Source organism: Acidovorax sp. CF316 (genome assembly GCF_000276605.1).
Taxonomy (GTDB): Bacteria; Pseudomonadota; Gammaproteobacteria; order Burkholderiales; family Burkholderiaceae_C; genus Acidovorax.
This window is the reverse complement of record NZ_AKJX01000212.1, coordinates 1-23461: the sequence shown is the minus strand read 5'-3', so window position 1 is coordinate 23461 and position 23461 is coordinate 1. Positions and strand designations below refer to the sequence as shown.

Annotated in this window: 14 protein-coding genes and 1 pseudogene; 5 read left to right on the top strand and 10 right to left on the bottom strand. The window is 69.2% G+C overall.

Annotation, left to right across the window (positions count from 1 at the left end):
- Positions 1-78: 78 nt before the first annotated feature.
- The 3 genes from PMI14_RS26180 to PMI14_RS26170 are packed head-to-tail and all read right to left on the bottom strand — an operon-like array spanning position 79 to position 3325.
- Positions 79-1158 (bottom strand): porin, encoded by a 1080-nt coding sequence (locus PMI14_RS26180; protein WP_007859099.1) that lies wholly within the window; start codon positions 1156-1158, stop codon positions 79-81.
- A gap of 35 nt (positions 1159-1193) precedes the next feature.
- Positions 1194-2180: a tripartite tricarboxylate transporter substrate binding protein gene (locus PMI14_RS26175; RefSeq protein WP_007859097.1), complete on the bottom strand. Its 987-nt coding sequence runs from the start codon at positions 2178-2180 to the stop codon at positions 1194-1196.
- Between the two features lie 50 nt (positions 2181-2230).
- Complete coding sequence (locus tag PMI14_RS26170) at positions 2231-3325, bottom strand: 4-oxalomesaconate tautomerase (protein WP_007859096.1); 1095 nt, start codon at positions 3323-3325, stop codon at positions 2231-2233.
- Positions 3326-3521: 196 nt separating this feature from the next.
- On the opposite strand from PMI14_RS26170, the gene PMI14_RS26165 reads away from it, so the two are divergent.
- Positions 3522-4442, top strand: a complete 921-nt coding sequence (locus tag PMI14_RS26165) for a LysR family transcriptional regulator (protein WP_007859094.1) — start codon at positions 3522-3524, stop codon at positions 4440-4442.
- Positions 4443-4459: 17 nt separating this feature from the next.
- The gene (mnmA, locus tag PMI14_RS26160) at positions 4460-5581 is read left to right on the top strand and encodes a tRNA 2-thiouridine(34) synthase MnmA (protein ID WP_007859093.1); all 1122 of its coding nucleotides are present in this window, start codon (positions 4460-4462) and stop codon (positions 5579-5581) included.
- Positions 5582-5588: 7 nt separating this feature from the next.
- Here the strand turns inward: mnmA and PMI14_RS26155 are convergent, their stop codons facing one another.
- Positions 5589-8186, bottom strand: coding sequence for a DUF5682 family protein (locus PMI14_RS26155; protein WP_007859092.1), 2598 nt, complete (start codon positions 8184-8186; stop codon positions 5589-5591).
- Between the two features lie 2 nt (positions 8187-8188).
- Positions 8189-9295, bottom strand: a complete 1107-nt coding sequence (locus tag PMI14_RS26150) for an AAA family ATPase (RefSeq protein WP_007859091.1) — start codon at positions 9293-9295, stop codon at positions 8189-8191.
- 205 nt (positions 9296-9500) lie between these two features.
- On the opposite strand from PMI14_RS26150, the gene PMI14_RS26145 reads away from it, so the two are divergent.
- Genes PMI14_RS26145 through PMI14_RS26135 form a run of 3 tightly spaced genes read left to right on the top strand, consistent with a single transcriptional unit; the run spans position 9501 to position 13030 of the window.
- Positions 9501-11927: a TonB-dependent hemoglobin/transferrin/lactoferrin family receptor gene (locus PMI14_RS26145; protein WP_007859089.1), complete on the top strand. Its 2427-nt coding sequence runs from the start codon at positions 9501-9503 to the stop codon at positions 11925-11927.
- 49 nt (positions 11928-11976) lie between these two features.
- Complete coding sequence (locus PMI14_RS26140; protein WP_007859086.1) at positions 11977-12501, top strand: EF-hand domain-containing protein; 525 nt, start codon at positions 11977-11979, stop codon at positions 12499-12501.
- Positions 12491-13030, top strand: a complete 540-nt coding sequence (locus PMI14_RS26135; RefSeq protein ID WP_007859084.1) for a DUF2271 domain-containing protein — start codon at positions 12491-12493, stop codon at positions 13028-13030. The genes PMI14_RS26140 and PMI14_RS26135 overlap by 11 nt, the downstream gene beginning before the upstream one ends.
- Before the next feature lie 106 nt (positions 13031-13136).
- Here the strand turns inward: PMI14_RS26135 and PMI14_RS26130 are convergent, their stop codons facing one another.
- The 5 genes and pseudogenes from PMI14_RS26130 to PMI14_RS26110 form a co-directional block, all read right to left on the bottom strand.
- Entirely contained in the window at positions 13137-13850 is a 714-nt protein-coding gene (locus PMI14_RS26130) for a Bax inhibitor-1 family protein (RefSeq protein ID WP_007859082.1), read from the bottom strand.
- A gap of 84 nt (positions 13851-13934) precedes the next feature.
- Entirely contained in the window at positions 13935-14498 is a 564-nt protein-coding gene (locus PMI14_RS26125; protein ID WP_007859080.1) for a hypothetical protein, read from the bottom strand.
- Positions 14499-14731: 233 nt separating this feature from the next.
- Positions 14732-18559: a DUF4132 domain-containing protein gene (locus PMI14_RS26120; protein WP_007859078.1), complete on the bottom strand. Its 3828-nt coding sequence runs from the start codon at positions 18557-18559 to the stop codon at positions 14732-14734.
- A gap of 127 nt (positions 18560-18686) precedes the next feature.
- Complete coding sequence (locus PMI14_RS26115; RefSeq protein ID WP_007859076.1) at positions 18687-22499, bottom strand: DUF4132 domain-containing protein; 3813 nt, start codon at positions 22497-22499, stop codon at positions 18687-18689.
- A 132-nt stretch (positions 22500-22631) separates the two neighbouring features.
- A pseudogene (locus PMI14_RS26110) lies at positions 22632-23461 on the bottom strand (SWIM zinc finger family protein); the annotation flags it as partial.

The following is a 23461-nucleotide window of genomic DNA, read 5'->3' as shown; positions in this document are numbered from 1 at the left end:
GGGGGCGTCCCCCTCCCGACTCGCGCAGCGAGTCGAGAGAGGGGTGAGGGCGCGAAGCGACTCAGGGGGTGCTTCATTTCAGAAACTGTGCATGACACCGGCGGAAACGCCGGTGGCCGTGCGCTTGTTCGCAGCGCCCTGGTAGCCGTTGCGCCAGCGTGTGTGGTCCAGCTCGGCATACACCCGGGTGCGGCGCGACAGCTTGTACTCGGCAAAGGCCACCATGCGGCCGTAGCCATCGTCGGCCGCGGCCGTGCGGGTGCGGTCGATCTTGTAGTAGGTGGCGGTCAGGTCCAGCAGCGGCAGCGCTGCCCAGGTAGCGCCTGTGGACAGCACGCGCTGCTCGGTGTGCGTGGCCGCACCGGTCTTCGCCTTGCTGCGCCCGGCATTCGCGGCCAGACGCAGGCTGCCCCATTGGTACGCTGCGCCCAGCGTGGCGGCATCGAGCGGCCGCAGGTTGCTGTCCTTGAAGGTTTGCCAGGCGCCGGACACGGTGAGGCCGCCATCGGCATAGGCCAGGCCCAGGCCGTGCGAGGACAAGGCGGACGATTGGGATGCGACTTCGCCCACGCCCAGCATGGCCCGCGCCGTGAGGCCGCCCCAGCGGCCCGTGAGCTTGACGGCATTGTCCAGCCGGTAGGAGCCGGTGTTGGCGCCCGCGCTGCCGTACTCGATGCCCAGGCCGTGCTGGCTCAACGCCGTGACGCCGATGTTGGGGTTGAAGCTGGCAAAGCGCATGCCCAAGGGATCGACGGGCAAGATGGCGTCGGCCAGCAGCGTGGTCTGCCGCCCGAGTGCGATGCTGCCCCAGGCGTTCTGCAACCCGACCCAGGAGGCGCGGTCGAAGTACTTCGCACTGTTGGCGGGCGCACCCGTATCGGCATTGAGGCCGCTCTCCAGGTTGAACAGCGCGCGGGCGCCGCCACCCAGGTCTTCGCTGCCGCGCACCCCCCAGCGGCTGGTGGTGTGGATGCCGCTGCCCAGGCTGTGGTGCGAGCCGGGCGCGGGGGCGTTGGCGGCGGTGAGCCCGCTGGCGTGGCGCAGGCCCAGGTCCACCACGCCATACAGCGTGAGTTGGGTGGATGCGGTCTGGGCGAAGGCGGGCGCGCAGGCCAGCAGGGCGAATGAGGCGCACAGGGCGCCGGTCGTGTTCTTCATGCGGTCTCCTCGGTGGGTGTTCTTGTTCGACGGCGTCAATCGGCGGTCAGCTGGGCCTTCTGCACCACGCCGCGCCATTTCGCGAGTTCCTGGCGCACGGTCTGAGCCAGGGCCTCGGGTGTGCTGCTGTCGACCACGGCGCCCTGCTCCTCGATGCGCCGGGCCACGTCCTTGTCGGCCAGGGCGGTGTTGAGCACCTTGTTGAGCTGATCCACCACGGCCTTGGGTGTCTTGCCCGGGGCGAACAGCGCGTACCACTGGGTGATCTCCACGCCCTTGATGCCGGCCTCTTCGAGCGTGGGCACGTCGGGCATCAGCGAAGAGCGCTTGGGCCCGGCCAGCGCCAGCGCGCGCAGCTTGCCGTTCTTCACGTGGGACGAGGCCGAGAACAGGCTGGGGAACATGACCTGCGTCTGGTTGGCCATGGTGTCGTTCATTGCCGGGGCCGAGCCGCGGTAGGGCACATGCGCCATCTGCGCACCGCTCTCGAGCTTGAACATCTCGGCCGAGAAGTGCGGCGCCGTGCCGTTGCCGGCCGAGGCGTAGTTGTAGGAGGTCGGATGGGCCTTGGTGAGCGCCACGAACTCGGCCACCGTCTTCGCGGGCACCTTGGGGTTGATGACCATCAGCGTGGGCGAGTAGCAGACCATGCCGATCGGCTCGAACTGGGTGATGGGGTCGTAGCGCAGCTTCTGCAGCGCGGGGCTCATGCCGTGCGTGCCGATGTAGCCGAACAGGATGGTGTGGCCGTCCGGCGTGGCGCGCGCCACGTACTCGGCGGCAATGGCGCCGTTGGCGCCGGCCTTGTTCTCCACGATCACCGACTGACCCAGCAGCTGCGACATCTTCTGTGCCACCACGCGCGCCATGCCGTCGTTGCCGCCCCCGGCGGCCGTGGGCACGACCAGGGTGATGGAGCGCTCGGGAAAGGCAGCGTGCGCCACCAGAGGTGCGCCGGCCAGCGTGGCGAGGGCCAGTGCGGCGGCCAGGGTGCGGCGGCGCGATGGGGATGGGTGTGTCATGGTCTTGTCTCCTGTCATGTCGTTGTGAATGGATGAGAGAAAAAAGGAAGTCAGGCCTGTTGTGCCGCGGCCTCTGCGACGAACAAGGTGCCTTCCAGGATCTTTCGGGCCGTGCGCACCAGCGCGGCCTGCACCAGCGTGCATTGGCCGTCCACCAGGGCGAGTTCGACATCCACGTGGATGCGGCCGGCCGGGTGCAGCACCTCCACGCGGCGCATGCCGGCGCTGGGCAGGGTGCGTGCGTCGCTGGCCACGGTGCCGGGCAGCACCAGGGCGGCGGCCACGCCGATGGCTCCGGTCACGGCGTGCGAGCGGTGGCAGCGCCGCGGCGTGAAGTAGCGCGAGACGATGCTGCCGGGCGCCGTGCCGGGCGAGACGATCACCGGCTTGGGCAGCACACTGCCCGAGACATCGCCCATGCCCATGCGCAGCCCGGCCTCGCAGCGCAAGGCTTCGAGCCGTGCCAGCAAGGCCGTGTCGGCATCGAGCTCGGCAGGGCTCTCGTCGCCGCGCAGGCCCAGGTCGGCCGCACGCACCAGCACCATCACCTGGGCGGCGTCGATGCAGGTCACCGGCAGGCCCTGGATGCTGTCGATGCGCTGCCCGGTGGGGAAGATCTGCCCCGTGACGGCGCCCCAGGCTTCGAGGAAATTCATCAGCACCGGGGCGGCCGTGCCCTGCACGCCGTCGATGCGCACATCGCCCTCGTAGTGCACGCGGCCGCCGCGGGTCTGCACCTGCACGTCGATGCGCGAGCGGGTGTTCACGTTGTAGACGCGCACCCGCGTCACGTCGCCGGTGCGGCTGGCGGGCACCAGGCCCTGCTCGATCGCGAAGGGTCCCACGCCGGCCAGCATGTTGCCGCAGTTGGGGCGTGTGTCCACGCGGGCCTCGTCCACGCTGACCTGGGCGAAGAGGTAGTCCACGTCGCAGCCGGCATGCGCCGAGCGCGAGACGATGGCGACCTTGCTGGTCAGCGAGTTGCCGCCGCCCAGGCCGTCGATCTGCAGCTCGTGCGGCGAGCCCAAGGCCGCGATCAGCGTGCGGTCACGCTCTGCCGGGTCGGTGGGCAGCCAGTCGGCCAGGAAGAAGGGGCCCCGGGAGGTGCCGCCGCGCATCAGGACGCAAGGGAGGTGGTAGCTCATGGGACCGCATGGTGCGGCGCCGCCGATTGTTTGTGAATTGCATTGTTGGCAACGATTGATGCATGCGGCGCAATAGATGTCCGGCGCTTGTACGTGATGAAATGGCGCCTGTGAATTGCAATGTTGCGAAGCATTGATGCACCGCACGCAATGCACGCCACCCTCGTCCCCTGTTCCCTTTCACCGGGCTTGCGCCATGCACACCAAATTCGATCTGGCCGATATCCAGGCCTTCGCCGCCGTGGCCGAGCTGCAGAGCTTTCGCGCCGCGGCCGAATCCATCCACCTGTCGCAGCCGGCCTTCAGCCGCCGCATCGACAAGCTCGAAGAGGCGCTGGGCGTGCGCCTGCTCGACCGCACCACGCGCCGCGTGACGCTCACCGCCGTGGGCCGCGATTTCGCGCGCAAGACGCGGCTGTGGCTCGACGACCTGGACGGCATGCTCATGGGCCTGGGCGACGTGGCGGCGCGGCGCATGGGCGAGGTGACGATCGCCTGCGTGCCCTCGGCCGTGTATTACTTTTTGCCGCAGGTGGTCAAGCGCTACCACGAGCGCTTTCCGAAGATCCGCGTCAAGGTGCACGATGCCAGCGCCAACGAGGTGCTGGTGGCCGTGGCCCAGGGCGATGCGGATTTCGGCCTCAATTTCATCGGCAGCCAGGAGGCCGAGATCGAGTTCAAGCCCGTGCTGGCCGAGCGCTTCGTCGCCGCCTGCCGGCGCGACCATGTGCTGGCGCGGCGCAAGAAGGTCACCTGGGCGGAGCTGGGTCAGCACGACTTCATGTCGGTGGGCAAGACCTCGGGCAACCGCCTGCTGATGGACCTGGCGCTGGCCAATGTGCCCGACCGCCCGCAGTGCCTGTACGAGGCCAAGCACGTGACCACCTTGCTCGGCCTGGTGGAGGCCGGCCTGGGCGTGGCCGCCGTGCCGCGCCTGGCCATGCCTGGCAAGGACCACCCCACCCTGGTCAGCATCCCCCTGGTGGACCCGGTGGTCACGCGGCAGATGGGGCTCATCAAGCGCCGCGGGCGCTCCCTGTCGCCCGCGGCCCAGCAGCTGTATGACCTGCTGGTGGCTACGCGTACTGCGCGCCCGCGCAGCGTACCCGCGGCATAAAAAATACAATCTGGGCCATGACAGCACCAACCAAGCACCGCGTCGTCGTCGGCCTATCGGGCGGCGTGGACTCGGCCGTCACCGCCCACCTGCTCAAGCAGCAGGGCCATGAGGTGGTCGGCATCTTCATGAAGAACTGGGAAGACGACGACGACAGCGAGTACTGCTCGTCCAACATCGACTTCGTGGACGCGGCCGCCGTGGCCGACGTGATCGGCATCGAGATCGAGCACGTGAACTTCGCGGCCGACTACAAGGACCGGGTGTTCGCCGAGTTCCTGCGCGAGTACCAGGCCGGCCGCACGCCCAACCCCGACGTGCTGTGCAATGCCGAGATCAAGTTCAAGGCCTTCCTCGACCATGCCATGCGTCTGGGTGCCGAGAAGATTGCCACCGGCCACTACGCGCGCGTGCGCCAGAACCCCGGCTCGGGCCTGTTCGAGCTGCTCAAGGGGCTCGATCCTGCCAAGGACCAGAGCTACTTCCTGCACCGCCTGAACCAGGCGCAGTTGGCCAAGACCCTGTTCCCCGTGGGCGAGCTGCACAAGACCGAGGTGCGGCGCATTGCCGAGGAGATCGGCCTGCCCAATGCCAAGAAGAAGGACTCCACCGGCATCTGCTTCATCGGCGAGCGGCCGTTCCGTGAGTTCCTGAACCGCTACATCAGCCATGCACCCGGCCCCATCCAGGACGACCGCGGCCGCACCTTGGGCAAGCATGTGGGCCTGTCCTTCTACACCCTGGGCCAGCGCCAGGGCCTGGGCATCGGCGGCATCAAGGAAAAGGGCGCCCAGCGCGGCGGTGGCGAGCATGAGCCCTGGTTCGTTGCGCGCAAGGACCTGGCAAAGAACACGCTGCGCGTGGTGCAGGGCCACGACCACCCCTGGTTGCTGTCGCACGCGCTCACGGCGCAGGACGTGAGCTGGACGGCCGGCCATGCGCCCGCGCCGGGCGTGTATGGCTCCAAGACACGCTACCGTCAGCCGGATGCGCCCTGCACCGTGCTGGCCGCCGATGGCGCGGGCCTGTCCCTGCAGTTCCCCGATGCGCAATGGGCGGTCACGTCCGGCCAGTCGGCCGTGCTCTATGACGGCGAAGTCTGCCTGGGCGGCGGGGTCATCGCCAGCGCGACCGAATAAGGTCCAGTCAGCGTATCCAGTGCGCCAGCCCGTCGCGCTGCAGGCTGGCTTCGAGCAAGGCCTGCAGGCGCAGGCCGGCGTGCAGGTCCTCTTCGGTGGTCTCGTAGTGCATGCCGGCCAGCGTTGCAGCGGTGGCCTCGTCCGTCCCATGCAGTTGCGCGACTTTGGTGGCCAGGTCTGCCGTTTCCTGTGGGCGCAGGCCCGTGAAGGCCTGGCGCAGGTCGGGCAGGTGGGCCACGAAGGCCGCGTCGTCCCACTGGCGTACCAGCGCATCCAGGCCCTGCAGCAGGGCCGGCAGGCGCAGCAGCAGCTCGGGCGCAGCAGTCATCATGCCGTTCAGGAACTGCACCGCCTCCTGCGGCAGGGCGCCGGGGCCGAAGCGCTGGCGCACCACCGCGTCCAGCGCCGCATCGTCCCAGTGGCCGTCGAGGTAGAGCAGCGCGGTGGCGGCACCGGCCACGCCGGGGGCGCAGCCAGCGCCGGCGGCAAAGCGCGTGAGGTGTTCCACAAGCAGACCGGCATCGATGGTGCTGGTGTTGTCTTGTGCCCCCAGGCTGGCGAGCAGGCGCCCCAGTTCGCGGAGCGAGAGCAGCAGGCGAACGGCCTGCTCCTGCCCGTCCACCGGTGTCTGCGCCAGGGGCGGCAGCAGGTACAGGGCGGCAGGCCACACGCGCTGCAGCAGGCCCGCGAGCTGCGGGTTCTGCTGCACGCCCAGCGGCTCGCGCGCGCGCCACAGCGTGACCAGGCGGTGCCCGCATTCCACGACCGAGCCGAGCGAGGCATCCTCGTCGAGGTGGGCCGAGAGCATGGCCAGGAGCTGCGGCAACCGCGCGTGCAGGCCCACCAGGCAGGCGCGCTGCAGCAGGGCCACGGCGGCACTGGCGCTGCGCCCGCGGCCCTGGTCGGACAGGGCCGCCTCTTCGCGCAGCAGGCGCGCCAGGCACACCGCCTCGACGCTCGCGCCATCGCTGGCCAGCGCGATCAGGCGCGCCTCGACCATCGGCGACCAGGCGGCGCGCCATTCCTCGAACAGCATGTTCAGCCTGCTGCCGGCGATGAAATCGGGCCCGGCCACCCACTGCGCCAGGCCCGCATCGAGGTAGGCCATGGCGTGCAGGAAGCGGCTGCGCTCGCGGTGCGCGCTCTTGCGGTACAGGTCCAGCCGCACCGTGCGCGCGGTGCTGTCGTCCAGGCGCACACCGGCGGCGCGGGCCAGGCGGCGCGCATCCTCGATCAGCGGTGGCGAGCCGGCCGAGGGCGGCACGTCGCCGATGCGCGTGCCGCCGAGGAAGGCGCGCAGGTCGGCCGTGAAGCCGCGCGTGCCCTCGTCCATCGCGCCCTTGACGAAGCACGAGCGGATTGCGTCCAGCAGGTCCTGCCGCCCCGGCCCGGCGTTGCCGCGCAGCTCGGCCAGGCGCACGGCCTGCAGCGCGGCGGCCTGCACCAGCGCGGTGGAGACGGCGTCCGTCTGGTCCTGTGCCCGCGTCTGCTGCGCAAAGCGGGCCAGCAGGTCCAGCGCCACCACCGTGAGGGGGTGCGCCGCCCCGGTCGCGGGCGCAGCGCGCAGGTCCTGGGCCTCCAGGGCTTCCCAGGTGCGCTGGTAGTAGCCCGGTGAGGGCATGCCCGCTCCGTAGCCGTTGAGCGCGTCGAGCTGCTCGAAGCTGTAGCGGATCAGCCAGGCATCGGGCTCGGTGGCCTTGCCTTTTTTCACCGCCGCCTTGGCGGGCACCGCCAGGGGCGGAGCCGCCTTCCAGCTGCGCAGCAGCTCGGCGGTGTGAAAGCCCCCTGTCACCACCACGATGGGGCCCTTCACGTCGTTGCGCCAGCGGCGGATGTGCGCCGCCATGTGGCGCTCGCGTGGCAGGCTCAGCTCGGCCTCGAGCACTTCGGGTTCGTAGTCCTGCCGGGCCATGGCGCACCAGCTGAACACGTCAGCGAACAGCGTGCGCCAGTCGGCCAGGGCCTCGGGCGTGCGCAGCTCGAACAGCCGGTCCCACAGGTCGTGGTGGTCCACGCAGCCGAGTTGGCGCGCCATCGCGTTCAGGTAGCGGCTGTGGGCGAAGTGGCGTTCCTCCATCTGGCTGCGCGCGGTGTCGGGGGCTTCGGCGCCGTCTTCGCCATCGCCGCCGCCGTAGCGGCGCTCCCAGGCCTTGTGGCGCCAGGGCAGGTCGATCAGCGCGATCTGCGCACCCAGGGCTGCGCCCTCGCGCACGGCGATCCATTCGGGGCTGTAGTCGCACAGGGGGTAGAAGGAGCTGCTGGTCACCGTGTGCGGCCCGGCCGGCTCGGGCTCTGCCTCGGCGCCGTCTTCGCCCGGAGGGGCCGGCTCGGCCCGGGCTTCGCGCGTGGCCTGGCACAGCCAGGCCACCGGGGTGCGGGTCTTCGGGTCCTGCAGCAGCGGCAGCAGGCTGTCGAGGTCGTCCGGCCCCTCGATCAGCACGGCGGCCGGGCGCACCTCGCGCAGCAGGTGGCGCAGCGCCCAGGCGCAGGCCGGGCTGTGGTGGCGCACGGGCACGAAGAAGACGCCCTCGTCACCGAGCAGCTGCGGCAGCAGGGCCGCGATCTCCGGCGGCAGGCCCGCGGGCTGAGCGGCGGCTGCGTCCATGCTCACTGCCACAGCGACCGGGCGGCGTCGTGAAAAGTCTTCCACTGCGGATCGCGGCGCGCGCGCTCGCGCACCACGGTGTCGAAGTAGTGGCGCACGCGCTTGGCGTCGTCAGCGCTGTCCTTGAGCACCACGCCCTGCAACTGGCCGGCGATCTCGCGCGGGGTCAGTTCGCCACCATTGAAATGCCGCGCCTGCAGGGCGGCCGCATAGGCCACGTTCACGGCCTCGGCGGTGGACATCACGGCATCGAGCCCCTTGATGGCCGTGCCCTCCTGCGTCTGGCCGGCGCGCAGCTCCTGGAAGGTGGTGACCAGCAGTGCGACCACGTCGCGCGGCACGTTCACCGGCGCCTCGTTGCCAGCCAGCTCGCGCGCCAACTGGGCCATCACCAGGTCCACCTCGAACTGGTGGTCGCGGATCGGGCGCACGGTCTCGAAGTTGAAGCGGCGTTTCAGCGCCGACGACATCTCGTGCACGCCCCGGTCGCGCAGGTTGGCCGTGGCGATGATGTTGAAGCCGCGCTGCGCGAACAGGCGCGCGTCGTCGCCCAGCTCGGGGATCATCAGCTGCTTGTCGCTCATCAGCGAGATCAGCACGTCCTGGATCTCGGGCGGGCAGCGCGTGATCTCCTCGAAGCGCACCAGCTTGCCCGCGCGCATGGCCTGGTACAGCGGCGAGGGCACCAGTGCGCGCTGGCTCGGGCCCTCGGCCAGCAGCAGCGCGTAGTTCCAGCTGTACTTGATGTGGTCCTCGGTGGTGCCGGCCGTGCCCTGCACCGTGAGGCCCGAGTCGCCACTGATGGCCGCCGACAGCAGCTCGGACAGCAGCGACTTGGCCGTGCCCGGCTCGCCCACCAGCATCAGGCCCTGGTGGCCCATGAGCGTGACGATGGCGCGGTCCACCAGCGGGTCGTCGCCAAAGAACTTCTGCGTCACCTGCAGCTTCGCGTCGCCCAGGATGAACTGGCGCACCGCGCGCGGCGAGAGCTTCCAGCCCGGCGGCCGGGCGTGGCTGTCTGCCGCGGCCAGGCGGGTCAGTTCGTCGGCCCAGCGTTGCTCGGGCGCCAGGCGCACGGATTGGTTCGCGGAAGGTGGGGTGGTGCTCATGGATGGCTGGAGTGGATGGCGGGGCGGGGCCCCACCCTTCAAGGCTATTTTGGACCAGCTTTACACAGCCTCCGTGGCGGGTGTGCAACTGATTGATGAATGCGTATCACTCGCATTGATACAATTGGCTACTCCACAGCCAGATGTTTCTTTGAGTTCAAAGGGGTCCAGCAAGCAACCCCCCTTGAATCCCGAGGAAACCTCCATGACCCAGTCCGGCCGCAAGGCCCTGGCCAGGCACGTGCCTGGCGATACCGCCCATGCGCTCGCCTTCCTTCGTACCGCTGTCTTCTTCGCTACCCCGCCATGGCGTGCCAGCCTGATCGCGCTGGCCATCCAGGCCCTGCTGTGGCCTGCAGCGCCCGCCGCGGCGCAGACGCCTGCCGACAGCGGCCTGTTGGCCCAGGCGCGCGAGCGCGAGTCGTTGCCCGAGGTCAAGGTGAGCGCCGAGGCGCTGCGCCGCGAGGCCGGTGCCAAGGTGGTCGTTACGCAGGAAGAGGTCGAGAAGACCGGTGCCACGGGCATTGCCGATGTGATCCGCTACCAGCCGCTGGTGGAAGCGCCCGGCACGGTGAGCGGCGCCACGCGCGGTGCCAGCCGCTATGACCGCAGCGGCACCACGGGCTACAACATCCGCGGCATCGAAGGCAACCGCGTGGGCCTGGACGTGGACGGCATCGAGATGCCCGACGCCGTGAGCCGCGCCCCGCTGACCAACCGCGCCCAGGACGGCACCTTCGGCATGGGCCGCGACTTCATCGACCCCGACATCTATTCGGCGGTCGAGATCCAGTCGGGCACCACCAATGCGCAGCGCACGGCCGGTGGTATCGGTGGCGCGGTGAGCTTTCGCAGCAAGTCGCCCGAAGACTATGTGAGCGCCAGCAAACCCCTGTACCTGGGCGCCAAGCTGGGCTACAGCGGGGCCAACAGCGCCTGGACCAAGGGCATGACGGCGGCAGGCCTGTCGGGCGATTTCGGCGCGCTGGTGAGCTATGTGCGCCGCGACGGCAAGGAGACGAAGAACAACAGCCTGGGCGTGCCCAGCTACCCGGACGACTGGCACTCGGACGCCCTGCTGCTCAAGGGCAGCCTGCGCGTGAACCCCGAGCACAAGCTGGAGGTGGGCGCCGACCTGTACCGCCGCGAGGGCGACACCCGCTTCGAGGCCTGGAACACGGCGGCCACCGCCGTCACCGGCAACTCGCACCAGGTCGCCAGGACCGAACGCAGCACCCTGCATGCTGCGCACACCTGGGCGTCCATCGGCGGTGGCCTGCTGGACCAGCTCAACACGCGCATCCACTTCCAGGAGACGGAGATGAACGACGTCACCGACACGGTGACCCTGGCCACGCGCGCCAGCGAGCGCGACATCTCGAAGAACACCACGCGGCAGCTGGGCTTCTCCAGCGTGGCCGACAAGCGCGTGGGCAACCACGCGCTCAAGTTCGGGGTGAACTACTCCAGCGCGGACAACGCGCACCCGTTCAGCTCCACCGACCCGCTCGCGGGGCGCCAGCCCTTCCCCGACACCAACACGGTGCGCATGGGCCTGTTCGCCGAGGACACCATCGAGTGGCAGGTGGGCGGCAGGCGCCTGGCCCTGGTGCCCGGCCTGCGCGTGGACCGGGTGCGGCCGCGCATCGAGAACGCAGCCAGCTTTGCCAACGAGCGCGTCACGGCGGCCGAGCTCGAACGCATGTACGGCAGCACCGCGGCCACCACCATCGTGAGCCCGAGCCTGGCCGTGCTCTACGACGTGGCGCCCGCGCTCACCGCCTATGCCCAGTACAAGCGCAGCGGCCGCGCACCGACCAACAGCGAGGTCTTCGGCTACTGGAACGGCGGCGGCGGCACCTATGCGCTGGTCGGCAACAAGGACCTGGGCAAGGAGACCAGCAATGCCTTCGACCTGGGGCTCAAGGGATCGCCCACGGAGGGTGTGGTGTTCAACGGCTCGGTGTTCCACACGCGCTACAAGGACTTCATCTCCTACACCCGCTACACGCGGGCCAACAACCCCGAGCTGTTCACCCACATCCAGCAAAGCCTGAGCATCCTCTACCAGGCCAGCAACCGCGACGAGGCCCACATCTCGGGCGCCGAGTTCAGCGCCCGCCTGGAGCACGGCACCTGGACACCGGCCGCGCGGGGTCTGTACAGCACCTGGGCCGTTGGCTACAGCCAGGGCAGCTCCCAATCCCACTTCAAGGGCGACCGCAAGGTCGACCTCGATTCGGTGCAACCGGGCAAGGCCATCATCGGCCTGGGCTTCGACGCGCCGCAAAAGGCCTGGGGCCTGAACCTCACCGGCACCTTCGTGAAGGGCAAGCAGGCCATCTCCACCAACCGCCTGGCCTTCAGCAACGACCCCGGCGCCACGCTCACGGACTCCACCACCGAGCTGTTCCGCGTGCCGGGCTTCGCGCGCTTCGACCTGGCAGGCTACTACCGCGTCAGCAAGAACGTGCGCCTGACCGCCGGCATCTTCAACATCGCCGACAAGAAGTACTGGGCCTACAGCAGCACCCGCAACCTGCAGCCGCAGTCCGCACAGGACCGGCGCCAGATCGCGTTGTCCACGGCACCCGGCCGCACCTATGCGCTCAGCATGAACCTGGACTTCTGACGATGACCCATCTTTCCCCTCCCACCCCCTCGAACGAAAGGCCATGACCATGACGATTTCCAAGACATCCTCCCTGCTGGCAGCACTCGCCGCAGCGGCCCTGCTGTCGGCCTGTGCAAGCAGCCCTGCCAGCGCCCCGGCAGCCCCGGGCCAGCCGGCCCGCCCGGCCGGTGGCCACGGCCTGCAGGCCTTTCTGGGCAGCTACGACACCAACCGTGACGGCCAGGTCACGCGCGCCGAGTTCGACGCCGTGCGCCTGCAGCGCTTTCGCGCCGCAGACACCAATGGCGACGGCGTGCTGAGCGAAGCCGAGTACGTGGCCGAGTTCGAAGGCCGCCTCAAACGCCAGTACTTCGACGAAGGCAAGCAGCCCGACAAGGCCTACGAGAACAGCATCAAGCAGGCCCACGTGCGCTTTGCCATCGTCAACCGCGCGCGTGACGGCAAATTCACTGCGGCCGAGGATGCGGCCATCGCCGACAAGACCTTCAAGAACCTCGACACCAACGGCGATGGCACCGTCTCCAAGGACGACCCACAGCGCCCGCCCCAGGCCCGCGCCAATGACGACTGAGGCCAGGGCTGGAGCACCGCGCGGGTGCCTGGCAGCCGCCGCGCTGGCACTGGCCGCAGGGCCGGCGGCTGCGGCGTCGCTGACGCTGCAGATCACGCTGCCCGAGATCAAGACCGCTTCCTACTACCGGCCCTACCTTGCGGCCTGGGTGGAAAAGGCCGACGAGAAGGCTGTGGTGGGCACCCTCGCCGTCTGGTACGACACGCGCCTCAAGGACGGCCTGGGCAAGGGCTGGCTGCGCAACCTGCGCACCTGGTGGGGCATGGGTGGCGAGCAGCTCGCGCTGCCCGTGGACGGCATTACAGGTGCCACGCGGCCCGTGGGCACGCATGCGCTGCACTTTGCTGGCGGCAAGGGGCCGCTGGCCCAATTGCCTCCAGGGCGCTACCAGATGGTGGTGGAGGCGGTGCGCGAGCAGGGCGAGCGCGAGCTGCTGCGCGTGCCTTTCGAATGGGGCCGCACGGCCAACACGGCACGCGTGCAGGGCAGCAAGGAGCTGGGCCAGGTCACGGTGGACGTGGCGGACTGACCCGCTGCCTGCTCCCCCCAAAAAAAACACCGGGCATGCTGTGGCATGGCCCGGTGTTCTTCTTTCTGGTGGATGCCCCTCGCGGGGCACCGCCACAGCCATCGGCTCAATCGTCGCTGGAGGCCAGGCTGATCAGGATGCGCAGCACGTACCAGAGCATCAGCGCGATCGACGCGAACAGGTGCAGGGCAGCACCTGCGGGGCGGTCGGTCGGGTAGTCGTGGATGATGCGCGAGGTGTCATACAGCACGCAGGCACCGGCGAACAGCACCATGATGCCGGAGAACCAGATGCCGAGCTTGAAGCCGAAGATCGCGCCGGCCACGATGGTGCCCAGGGCCACCAGGCCGCCCACCTTGAGGATGCCGCCCAGGAACGAGAAGTCGGACTTGCTGGTGAAGGCCGTCCAGGTCAGTGCCGCCACCATCAGCAGCGTGATGAAGCCTGCGGCGCCGATGGCGCCCGGTGCCACGATCTGGGCGATGCCGAACAGCGGCGCGAAGATCAGGCCTTCGGCCAGCACGTAGATCCCGAGGCCCATGAGCTGGGTCTGGGGCTTCTCGGCGTTGTCGGCCAGGTACGAGGCCAGCCAGCCCACGAGCATGAAGGCACCCATCACGCCCAGCCAGATGAACTTGTTGCCGCTGGCCATGAGCATCTTGGCCGTGGTGCTGGAAAAGCCGCTCACCATCAGCACCGTCGACAGCACGACGAAGGCCAGGATGGCCGCGCCCAGGTGCTTGTAGGTGGAGACGATGAACTCGCGCCGCTCCATGGGGGAGCCGGACGGGTCTTCAGGGGTCAGGACATTGGTATTCACAAGGATGCTCCTCGGTTGGGTTGCTACTTCTCACACAAGGAGCGGCCTTGTGGGCCGCTCCTTGCCTCTCTCTCTGTTGTGGGTTCAGGCCGCGGCCAGTTCGTCGGCGCGGCGCAGCTTGCGGTTGGACCAGACGCCTGCGGCGCCCACCAGGGTCAGAAGGACGGCCAGGATCCAGATGCCGGCGCCGCTGAAGGACTGTGCCGTCGACGCGGCTTCGGCCTGCATGCGCTTGCGCGTGTCTTCGTAGCTGATGACGGCCTTGCCGCCGGTCACCACTTCATAGACGATGTCGCTGTCGCTGCTGTCGTACAGTGCGGTGATCTTCTCGTCGATGATGCCGCCCACGATGTCCTTGGGCGTGCTGTGCGCGATGCGCAGCTTGCGGGCTTCACCGCCGGCATCGGGTGCCACGGTGATCTCGTAGTACTGCTTGGTGGAGCGGCGCTTGCGCTTGACCGTCACTTCGCTGGCACCGGTGACCTTGCCGGCCACTGTCTGCAGCTGTTCGCGCGCCGTGTAGGCGTGGTCGCCATCGGCCTTCCAGCTGCTCCAGATGGCCAGGCCGGCCAGGCCCGGGCCCGCCAGCAGGATGAGCCATGCATAGCCCGTGATGAAAATCAGAATCTTTCGGACAAAACCCGGCATGAAAATACCTCCCTCAATCATTCACATTCACTAAAAATCCCGCCAGCTCATGGGCTGTTTTGCGGTGCGAGGGCTGGATCATCGCGGGACTTGCGCCGGCAAGATGTCGCAAATTGTGAGAATGGAGAGACCTCACCAAAAAAACGTGAATTCGTTCCGGTTTCGTCGCTCGATTCAAACAGTTACGGCTTGATGTTTCGCAGAACAGTCCCCTGAGGTGCTCTGCATACCGGCTACCAAGGCATCTTCTTTTCCCAATCGGCGTCGAAGCCGGTGCAGGCCTGGGCCACAGCTAGGTAGTCGGCGTAGGCCTCGGCCAGCAGCACGGGCGGCACGCTGGCCAGGGGCAGGGCCGGGTTGCTGCGCCCGCGTGCGCGCGTGTTCTCGAACCAAAGGCCCTTGAGCGCTGCGGGCACGTTCTTCTCGGGCAGCACGTTGCCGGAGAAGTCGATGACCACCCGTACTCCGGCGCCCGCGAAATTCCTGGTGTATGCGGTAAACAGCCCACCCTCTTCGGCCGGTGCGCGCTGGTAGCCACGCCGGGTGAACGCATTGCGCAGCGTGAGGCTGTCGCTCGTCCAGCCCAGGCGATCGCGAATCCCATGGACGGCCCGGCCTGTGGCATCGGCCAGGGCCACCGCAGGGGTGCGTCGCGACATCTGCGCAAACAGCGGGCTGACCCGGTAGTCCTCGAAATGCCGGAGCCAGGCGTCTGCCGTGGCGGCATCGACCAGTGCCGCATGGCCCAGGCGCAGCAGGGAGCCGCCGGCCAAGTCCACTTGCCGGTCTTCGGCATCGAGCAGGCTGCCATCTTCCACAGGCCGAAAGCTCTGGAGCACCGTACCCTGGCTGTCGATGTTCAGCCATACCAGGCGCTGGACCAGACGGCCGGCCACAGGATGGCGGTGCAGGTATTCGCTCCAGCCGGCCACGGGCCACGAACGGCCAGTGCACATGGCTTCGAACAGGCGGGCGGTCTGTTGCTCGACCACCTCCTTCAGGGCCTTCCTGCTTTGGGACAGCAATGCCCTGGTCTCCTTGGCCTGTCCCGGGTCGTCGTCCTGGCGTGGTTCGGGCAGCGCCATGGCGACCTTGCCATCGGGATTGCGCAGCTCGGGCGCCATGCCGGGGCCGAGCACCAGGGTGAAAACCCGGTCGCCCAAGGGAAGGGCCAAGCTTCCGGTGTCATCGAGGCCGGCACTGGGAATGGTGCGGTCGGCCAGTTCGTCAGGTGTCCAACCGCGGTGGCGGGCGATTTCCTGCACCAGGGCGAGTGCCTTTTCCTGGATCGATGCAGCGCGGTGGCTGCGTGACACACCCAGCAGCAGCTGGAGCACTGCGGGATCGTCGCTGGCGGCCGCCGCTTCGAGCAGCGCTTCGATCTGAGCGCGGCGCTGCGGGTAATCGCGCATGTACTGGCGCAGCACGTCCACGATGTCGTGGCCGGGTGCATGGCTTGCCCAGGCCAGCATGCCCTTTTCTCCGATCGCAGTACCCAGGTATTCAGCAAGCTTCTCGCGCTTGCATTCCTCCAGCAGCTGCTCCAGGGTTCTGCGGTAGTCGGCTTCGTAAAACGGACGGTTCTGCTCTGCCGCGCCGTGGTAGGCGCGCGCGTATTGCTGCTGGCGCAAGGGCGCTTCGACCTGCGCATGCGCAGTGGCCTGTGCGAGCGTTGGGCGCCGCGTGTCGTGGCCGACGAACTGGTGCAGCACGCAGCTGCCGAGCGCTTGGCGGCTGGGCAGATCCAGGCGGGCCGCATAGTGGGTCAGCAGTGCGTTGCCTGCCGGTTCCTTGAGCTTGCAGGCCAGCGTGACCCACCACTGCAGGATTTCCGGCTCCACCGGGGTTCCCTGTTCCCACCGGGCGGCGGGCAGAGCGTCCATGGCGAACCAGGCCAGGCCGGCAGGTGGCTTGGCCTTGAGGCCCTTTCTTGCCTCGGCCAGGAGGATGGAGGGAGAGAGCCAGGCCGAGATGTCCTCCCCCAGCGCTTCCAGCGCGCTCAGGAAGGCAGCGCGCGCCGTTTCGCGGCTTTCCTTCTCCAGCGCGGTGCGCAGCGCGGGAATGGCTTCGGCGTACTGCAATTGCGCCAGCCAGGCGGCGGCTTCGGTGCGCACTTCATGCTGGGTATGCGCCAGTGCTCCGGCAACGGCGCGGCCGATACCGGGAGCACCGCGGAGTGCGTCCTGCGCCTGGGAGCGAAGGGCCCTGGCATCACCCAGGGCCAGCTCCAGCGCACGCGGCAGCCAGCGCGCAGGGATGCAGGGGAACAGGGCCAGGGTCTTGAGTGCGCGGCCGGGCTCCAGCTCCTTGTACGGGGCGCCCTCCTTGGCCCGGTGGCTCAGTCCCAGGGCTTCGTCGATGAAGCCGGGGTGCTCCATGAAGAACGGCCACACGCATCCGGGCGCCAGGAGCTCGCTGGCGCTGCTGTGGTTCCAGTCGGAGATCAGTGCACTGCGTGCCACCTCGACCAGGGGCACGCCGGCCCGTTGCGCCACGTCGGCCAGTGCGCGCAGGTCCACCGTGCCCTGCGGCTGGCGGGCGAGCCAGTCCTGGAAAGCCTCGTCATACCAGAAGCTGCGCCCATGCGGGCAGGGACCGCGCCAACGCAACAGATGAAGTGGCCCGAAAGCGGGCAGGGCATGGATGCGCTGGCCCAGCGCCAGGGCCTTTGCTGCGTCACCGCTGCGCAAACGCTCTGCGTCCTGCGCGCTGGCCTGGCCGTTGAAGACCGCCAGGACCATGTGCATGTCGTCCTCGCTCAGCCTGGACGCACGCGCAAGCGCTTGCTGGTACCAGAAATCCTTCTGGACGCGGCCCTCGTTCTGGTCGATCTCTTCCTGCGCCAGAAGGCGCGTGTCTTCGATCCACTGCGCGCGGTTGGCCAGCAGCACCGCCAGGGCATCGCCGCCCAGCAGCGTGTCGGGAATCGGTGTCCACGCGGGCGGCTCGGGCAGGGTCATCTCCTGGGCATCCTGCGCCGCATCGAGCCGCGCCAGCGCATCGCGCAGGGCCTGCTGCAGGGGCTTGCTGGTTTCCCGCTCCAGGGCCGTGGCGAGAATGCCGCGCGAGACCTGCGCCGACAGCCGCCCCAGCAGTTCGATGGCCTGGCCACGCTGCTTGGTGTCACCGTGTTGCAGGAGCGAGCGCAACACATCCAGGTGCTCGGCTTCGGACATGCCTGCGAGATGGGGCGCCGCCGCCTCGCGCACAGCCTTGGCGCTGTCGGCAGCCAGTGCCATCAGGACGTGGGCCAGGCCCGTTAGCAACTGGGCATCCTTGCCGATGCGCGCCGCGAGCTGCATGCGCCCGGAGGCCGAGAGCTTGCGCGGGAGCGTGCGCGCCGACTCGGGCCGGGCGAGCAGGAAGCCCGCCACGGCGGGCGACTGGACGAGTCCGGCCAGCGACGCCTGCTGGTAGCTCTCGAGGGCTTTGCATTCGAACACCAGCTGCAGCGCCAGGTCCTCGTCCATTCCCTCATGGGCCAGCAGGCGTGCCACCAGCTCGACGGTCCATGCCGCGCGGTCCTTCGCCAGGCCACGCACTTCGGGGTACCGCCACTGGATGGTTGCGAACACCGCGTCGTTGACCAGGTACTGCAGCCAGTTGGGGACGGGGGCTCCCGGGCGCAGCAGCGACAGGCCCCGGTCGGCGGCCGCAAGGACCTTGCCCAGGCGCACCAGCGGTGCGAGCGCGGTGGTGCCGTCCGGCAGGCTGGCATAGAATGCGGCCCGGGGGACCAGGCTCCTGTCCGCAGCCGCCGCCATGGCAGGGTCGCCCCCGGCGTCGAAGGTCGCATACAGCCGGCCTGGTTGCCCCAGCAACTGGCCGGCCGCAAGCGGTGCCTGCAGGGCCTGCAGCTCCTGCAGCACGGATTCGTGGGTACCTTGCGTGATGAAGGCAAGCGCCCTGTCCGACAGGCCCGCCCGCGCCATCTCCAGCGGCTCCATGGTTTCGCGCAGCAGCCCGTGCTGCGCCTGCGTCAGGCCATCCGTTCCCGGGGGGCCGTTGGTGATTCCGGTGCCGCCGGCCGCCGCATCGCCTGCCATGTCCTGCCATCCCATTCGCATTCCCTCCGCCTGCTTTGTCGTGTTTGCACGCCGCGGCCACCTGGCTTCAGGCAAGGCAGCGCACCGTGGATCATCATCGGCTGAGGTTGTAACGCGGGCGCACGGGCGCCGTCAACCTGTGCTACCAGGGCATCTTCTTTTCCCAGTCCGCATCGAAACCCGTGCAGGCGTTCGCGATGGCCAGGTAGTCGGCATAGGCTTCCGCCAGCAGCACCGGGGGCACGCTGGCCAGGGGCAGCGTGCTCTCGCTCCAGCTGCGCGAGCGGCTGTCCTCGAAGGACAGGGTTTTCAAGGCCGCGGCCACGTTCTCCTCGGGCAGGGTGTTGCCCGAGAACTCGATGGACACGCGCACGCCCACGCTGGAGAAGTCCTTGGTGTATTCGTAGAAGAAGCCGCCGTCCTCGGCCTGCGCGCGCTGGTAGCCGAGCTTGGTGAAGGCGCCGCGCAGGGTGAAGCTGTCGCTGACCCAGCCCTGGCGGTCCCGGATCTCCGTGACGGCCAGGCCCTTGTCGTCGGTGAAGGCCAGGGTGGGCGACTGGCGCGACATCTGCGGGAACAGGGGGGCGAGCTTGTAGTCCTTGAAGTGCTTCGTCCACGCGCTGGCCGTGGCCGCATCGACCAGCGAGGCATGGGCCAGGCGCACCTGGGCGCCGTCGCTCAGTTCCACCTCGTCGTCCTCGGTGTTGATCAGGCTGCCGTCCTCGGTGGGGCGAAAGCTCTGCAGTGCGGCGCCCTCGGCGTCCACCTCCAGCCACACCAGGCGCTGCACCAGCCGGCCGGCCACGGGGTGGCGGTGCAGGTACTCGCGCCATTCGGCCACGGGCCACTGGCGGCCGGTGCACATGGCTTCGAACAGGCGCGCGGTCTGCAGGTCGATGACCTGCTTGAGCTCCTTCTTGCTCGTGGAGAGCAGCGCCTTGGTCTCCTTGGTCTGGGCCGGGTCGTCGTTCTGGCGCGGCTCGGGCAGGGTCTTGATGGCCTTGCCCTCGGGGTTGCGCAGCTCGGGCTTCATCGCGGCGTCGAGCACCATGGTGAAGATGCGCTCGCCATAGGGCAGCGCCAGCGTGCCCGTGTCGTCCAGGCCGGCCGTGGGGATGGTGCGGTCGGCCAGCTGGTCCTGGGTCCAGCCATTGCGGTCGGCGATCTCCTGGACCAGGGCGCGGGCCTTGGTCTGCACGGAGGCCGTGCGGTAGCGGCGCGACAGGCCCAGCATCAGCTGGATCACCACCGGGTCGTTGCCCGGCGCCACGCCTTCGAGCATGGCCTCGATCTGCGAGCGGCGCTGGTAGTGGTCGCGCATGTACTGCTGCAGCAGGGTCACGATCTCATGGCCCGGCGCAAAGGCCGCCAGGGCCAGGATGCCCTTCTCACCGATGGCGCTGCCCAGGTACTCGGACATCTTCTCGCGCTTGCACTCCTCGAACACCTGGTCCTCGGACTTGGCGTAGTCGGCCTCGTAGTACTGGCGGTACTCGGGCTTGGCGTTCTGCCAGCCCTTCTGGTAGGACTGGTAGCGCTGCGGCGCATGGGCCTGGGCGTAGGCAATGCCCTCCTCCAGCGGCGGGTGGCGCGTGTCGTGCGCGATGAACTGGCGCAGCACGCTGCTGCCCAGGGCCTGGCGGCTCGCGGCATCGAGCAGGCCCATGTAGCGCGTGAGCAGGGCGTTGCCGCCGGGCTCCTTGAGCTTGCAGGCCAGCACCACCCACCAGCGCAGGATCTCGGGCTCCACGGCCGTGCCGTCGGCCCAGCGTGCCGCCGGCAGCGCGTCCAGCGCGAACCAGGCCAGGCCTGCGGGCGGCTTGGCCTTCAGGCCCTTCTTCGCCTCGGCCAGCAGGATGGCCGGGGCCAGGCGTGGCGAGATGTCCTCGCCCAGGCCCTCCAGCGCGGTCAGGAAGGCGGCGCGCACTGTTTCGCGGCTTTCCTTTTCGAGCGCCTTGGTGAGGGCGGGCACGGCGTCGGTGTATTTCAGCTCGGCCAGCCAGTTGGCGGCCTCGATGCGCACCTCGCTCTTGGTGTGGGTGAGCGACTCCACCACCTGGCGGCCGATGTTCGGCAGCGTGGACAAGGCTTTCTGCGCCATGGGGCGGTGGGTCTTGCCCTCGCCCAGGGCCAGCTCCATCACGCGCGGCAGCCAGCGCGCGGGAATGGTCGGGAAGGTGGCCAGCGTGCGCAAGGCCGGCCCGAGCTCCAGCGTGCTCGCATACCGGTCGCCGTTGTTCTGCTGCGCTGCCAGGCCCAGGGCCTGGTCGAGGAACTCGGGGTGTTCGGCGAAAAACGGCCACACGCGCTCGGGTGGCAGCAGGTCGGTGGCACTGGGGGTGTTCCAGTAGTCGAACAGGGCCGTGCGGGCCACTTCGATCAGCGGGGTTCCCGAGCGCTTGAGCAGGTCGCCCAGGGCGCGCAGGTCGACGCTGCCGCGTGGCTGGCCGCCCAGCCATTTGTGGAAGCCGTCATCGAACCAGAAGCTGCGGCTGTAGCGCGACACGCCCAGCCAGCGGATCAGGTGCGAGGGCCCGAAAGACGGCAGCGCAAACAGGCGGTTGCCATGCGTGACGACCTGGGCCACCTCACTGTTGCGCAGTTTCTCCATCTGCTTCTTCTCGAGCTGGCCGTTGAGCAGGGCCAGCGCCTGGCGCACGTCGTCCTCGGTCAGCTTGGACAGGTTGGCATAGCTCTTCTGGCGCCAGGTGTACTTGTTCTTCTGGGCCTTGTTTTCCTCGGCCTCTTCCTCGGCGGCGCGGCGCGCGCGCTCGATCACCTCGGTGCGGTTGGCCAGCAGCAGGGCCAGTGCATCCTCGCCCAGCGGGCTGTCGGCGAACGGGGTCCAGGGCGGGGGCTCGGGCAGGTCCTGCTCCTGGGCCCCGCCAGCGGCATCGATGCGGTTGAGCGCCGCGCGGATGGCCTGCTGCACGGGCTTGCTGGCCTCGCTGGCCAACGCGGCCTCGAGCAGGCCGCGCGTGGCCTCCGCGGGCAGGCGTGCCAGCAGTTCGGCTGCCTGGGTGCGCTGGCTGGTATCGCCATCGCTGAGCAGCGCGGCCAGCAGGCGCAGTCGCTCGGCCTCGTCGATGCCCTTGAGGTGGGGAACGGCCTCGGCGCGCACGGTCTTGCTGCCATCGGCCGCCAGGGCCACCAGCAGCGGTGCGAAGCCCGCGCGCAGCGCCTTGTCGGGCCCGATGCGCGAAGCCAGCTGTACGCGGCCGGAGGCCGAGAGTTGCGGCAGCAGGGCCTGCACGGCCTCGGGGCGTGCCAGCATGTGGGCGGCCAGGGCCGGCGCCTTGACCAGGCCGTCCAGGCGGTCCTGGTAGTAGCTGTCCAGGCCCTTGCGTTCGAACACCAGCTGCAGCGCGAGCGTCCCGTCCAGGCCCTCCTCGGCCAGCAGCTGCGCGATGAGGTCGACCGTCCAGGCCGCGCGGTCCTTGCCCAGCTCGTGCTTGCTGCTGTTGCCGTCCTTGAAGCTGGCGTGCACCGCATCGTTGACCAGGTACTGCAGCCAGTCGGGCACGGGCGCGCCGGGGTGTTCCAGCGACTTGCCGGCATCGGCCGCGGCCAGCAGCTTGCCCAGGCGCACCAGCATGGCCAGCGGCGGCTTGTCTGCCGGGATGCTGGCGTAGAACCCGGAGCGGCCGGCCAGGCTCTTCTTGCCCGCGGCCTCCAGGGGTTTGTCGTTGTACAGGTTGAAGCCCCAGCGCAGCCGGCCGGGCGCGCCGAGCAACTGGCCCGGCTCGAGGGCATGGGGGGCCTGCAGCTCCAGCAGCACGGCTTCGTGGGTGCCTTGGGTCACAAAGGCCAGGGCCTTGTCTGCCAGGCCCGGCGCCGCCTTGTCCAGCGGCTCCATGGCCTGGCGCAGCAGGTTGTTCTGCGCGGTGTTCAGTCCGTTGCCATCATTGTCCGAGCGGCCCGTCACCACCCCCACGATCTTGTCCAGCAGTCCCATGCACGATCCCCTGTGGTCTGAATAGAGCCCCGCATTTTGTCAGCGCGCCATGGCGCCACCTTTGCGCCAGGCCGCGCCCGTGTGCAATTTGCCCGCTTTCAAGGTAATGGCTTGTAACACCGAGCCGGGGCGCTACGACGCAGCGATGGATGGCAGCCCGTCGAGCTCCACCGTGCGTTGGCACAGCTGCTGCAGGCGCAGCGCGCCCGCGGGCTGCGGTGCGTTCAGGTGGTGTTGCAGGGCCGATGCCACGGTGTGCAGGCCTACCGAGGCGATGCCCGGCAACGCGGCACCAAGGCGCTCCGATTGGGTCCCGGTGAGCGGCATGCGCCCGGTGGCGGCCTGGGTCTCCAGCACGTCGAGCACGGGGCCCAGCAGGCGCTGGGCGAGCGTGGGCTGGGTGGCCGCCGGCGTGGCCTGCTCCTTGCGCCACTGCACCAGGCGCAGGATGCGCTGGGCCAGCGGCGTGGGGCGCGCGGCCTCGTTGGCATAGTCGAGCGACACGGCATGCACCTGGCCCCTGGCATCGCTGCTGAGCAGCGACAGCGGCACCAGCAGCGTGCTGGTACCGGTGCGCTCCACGCGCACCAGCACGGCGTGCACCGGGGCGCCGCGCGCGGCCAGCCGGTCGAGGTTGTCCACGCGCAGCATGCTGGCATCACCCACGGGCACGGTCAGGTGCAGCCACAGGCCGTCGGCGTCCTGCACCGGCCAGAGCAGCTGCTGGTGCGCCTCGTCGAGGATGGGCGCGCGCGTGGCGGTGGGGCGCAGCAGCACCAGCTCGGCGCCGTCGCCCGAGAGGCCGGTGGCCGCGCTGAGCTGCGCCGCGAGCTCGGCCCAGCGGCCGCAGCCCAGCGTGGCCAGGCGCGCATCGCCCACGGGCCAGGGTGCCAGGGCCTGCGCCCGCGCCGTGCCGGCCAGGGCCAGCCGGTCGTCGTCGGCCAGGCGCGGCTGCTCCAGCC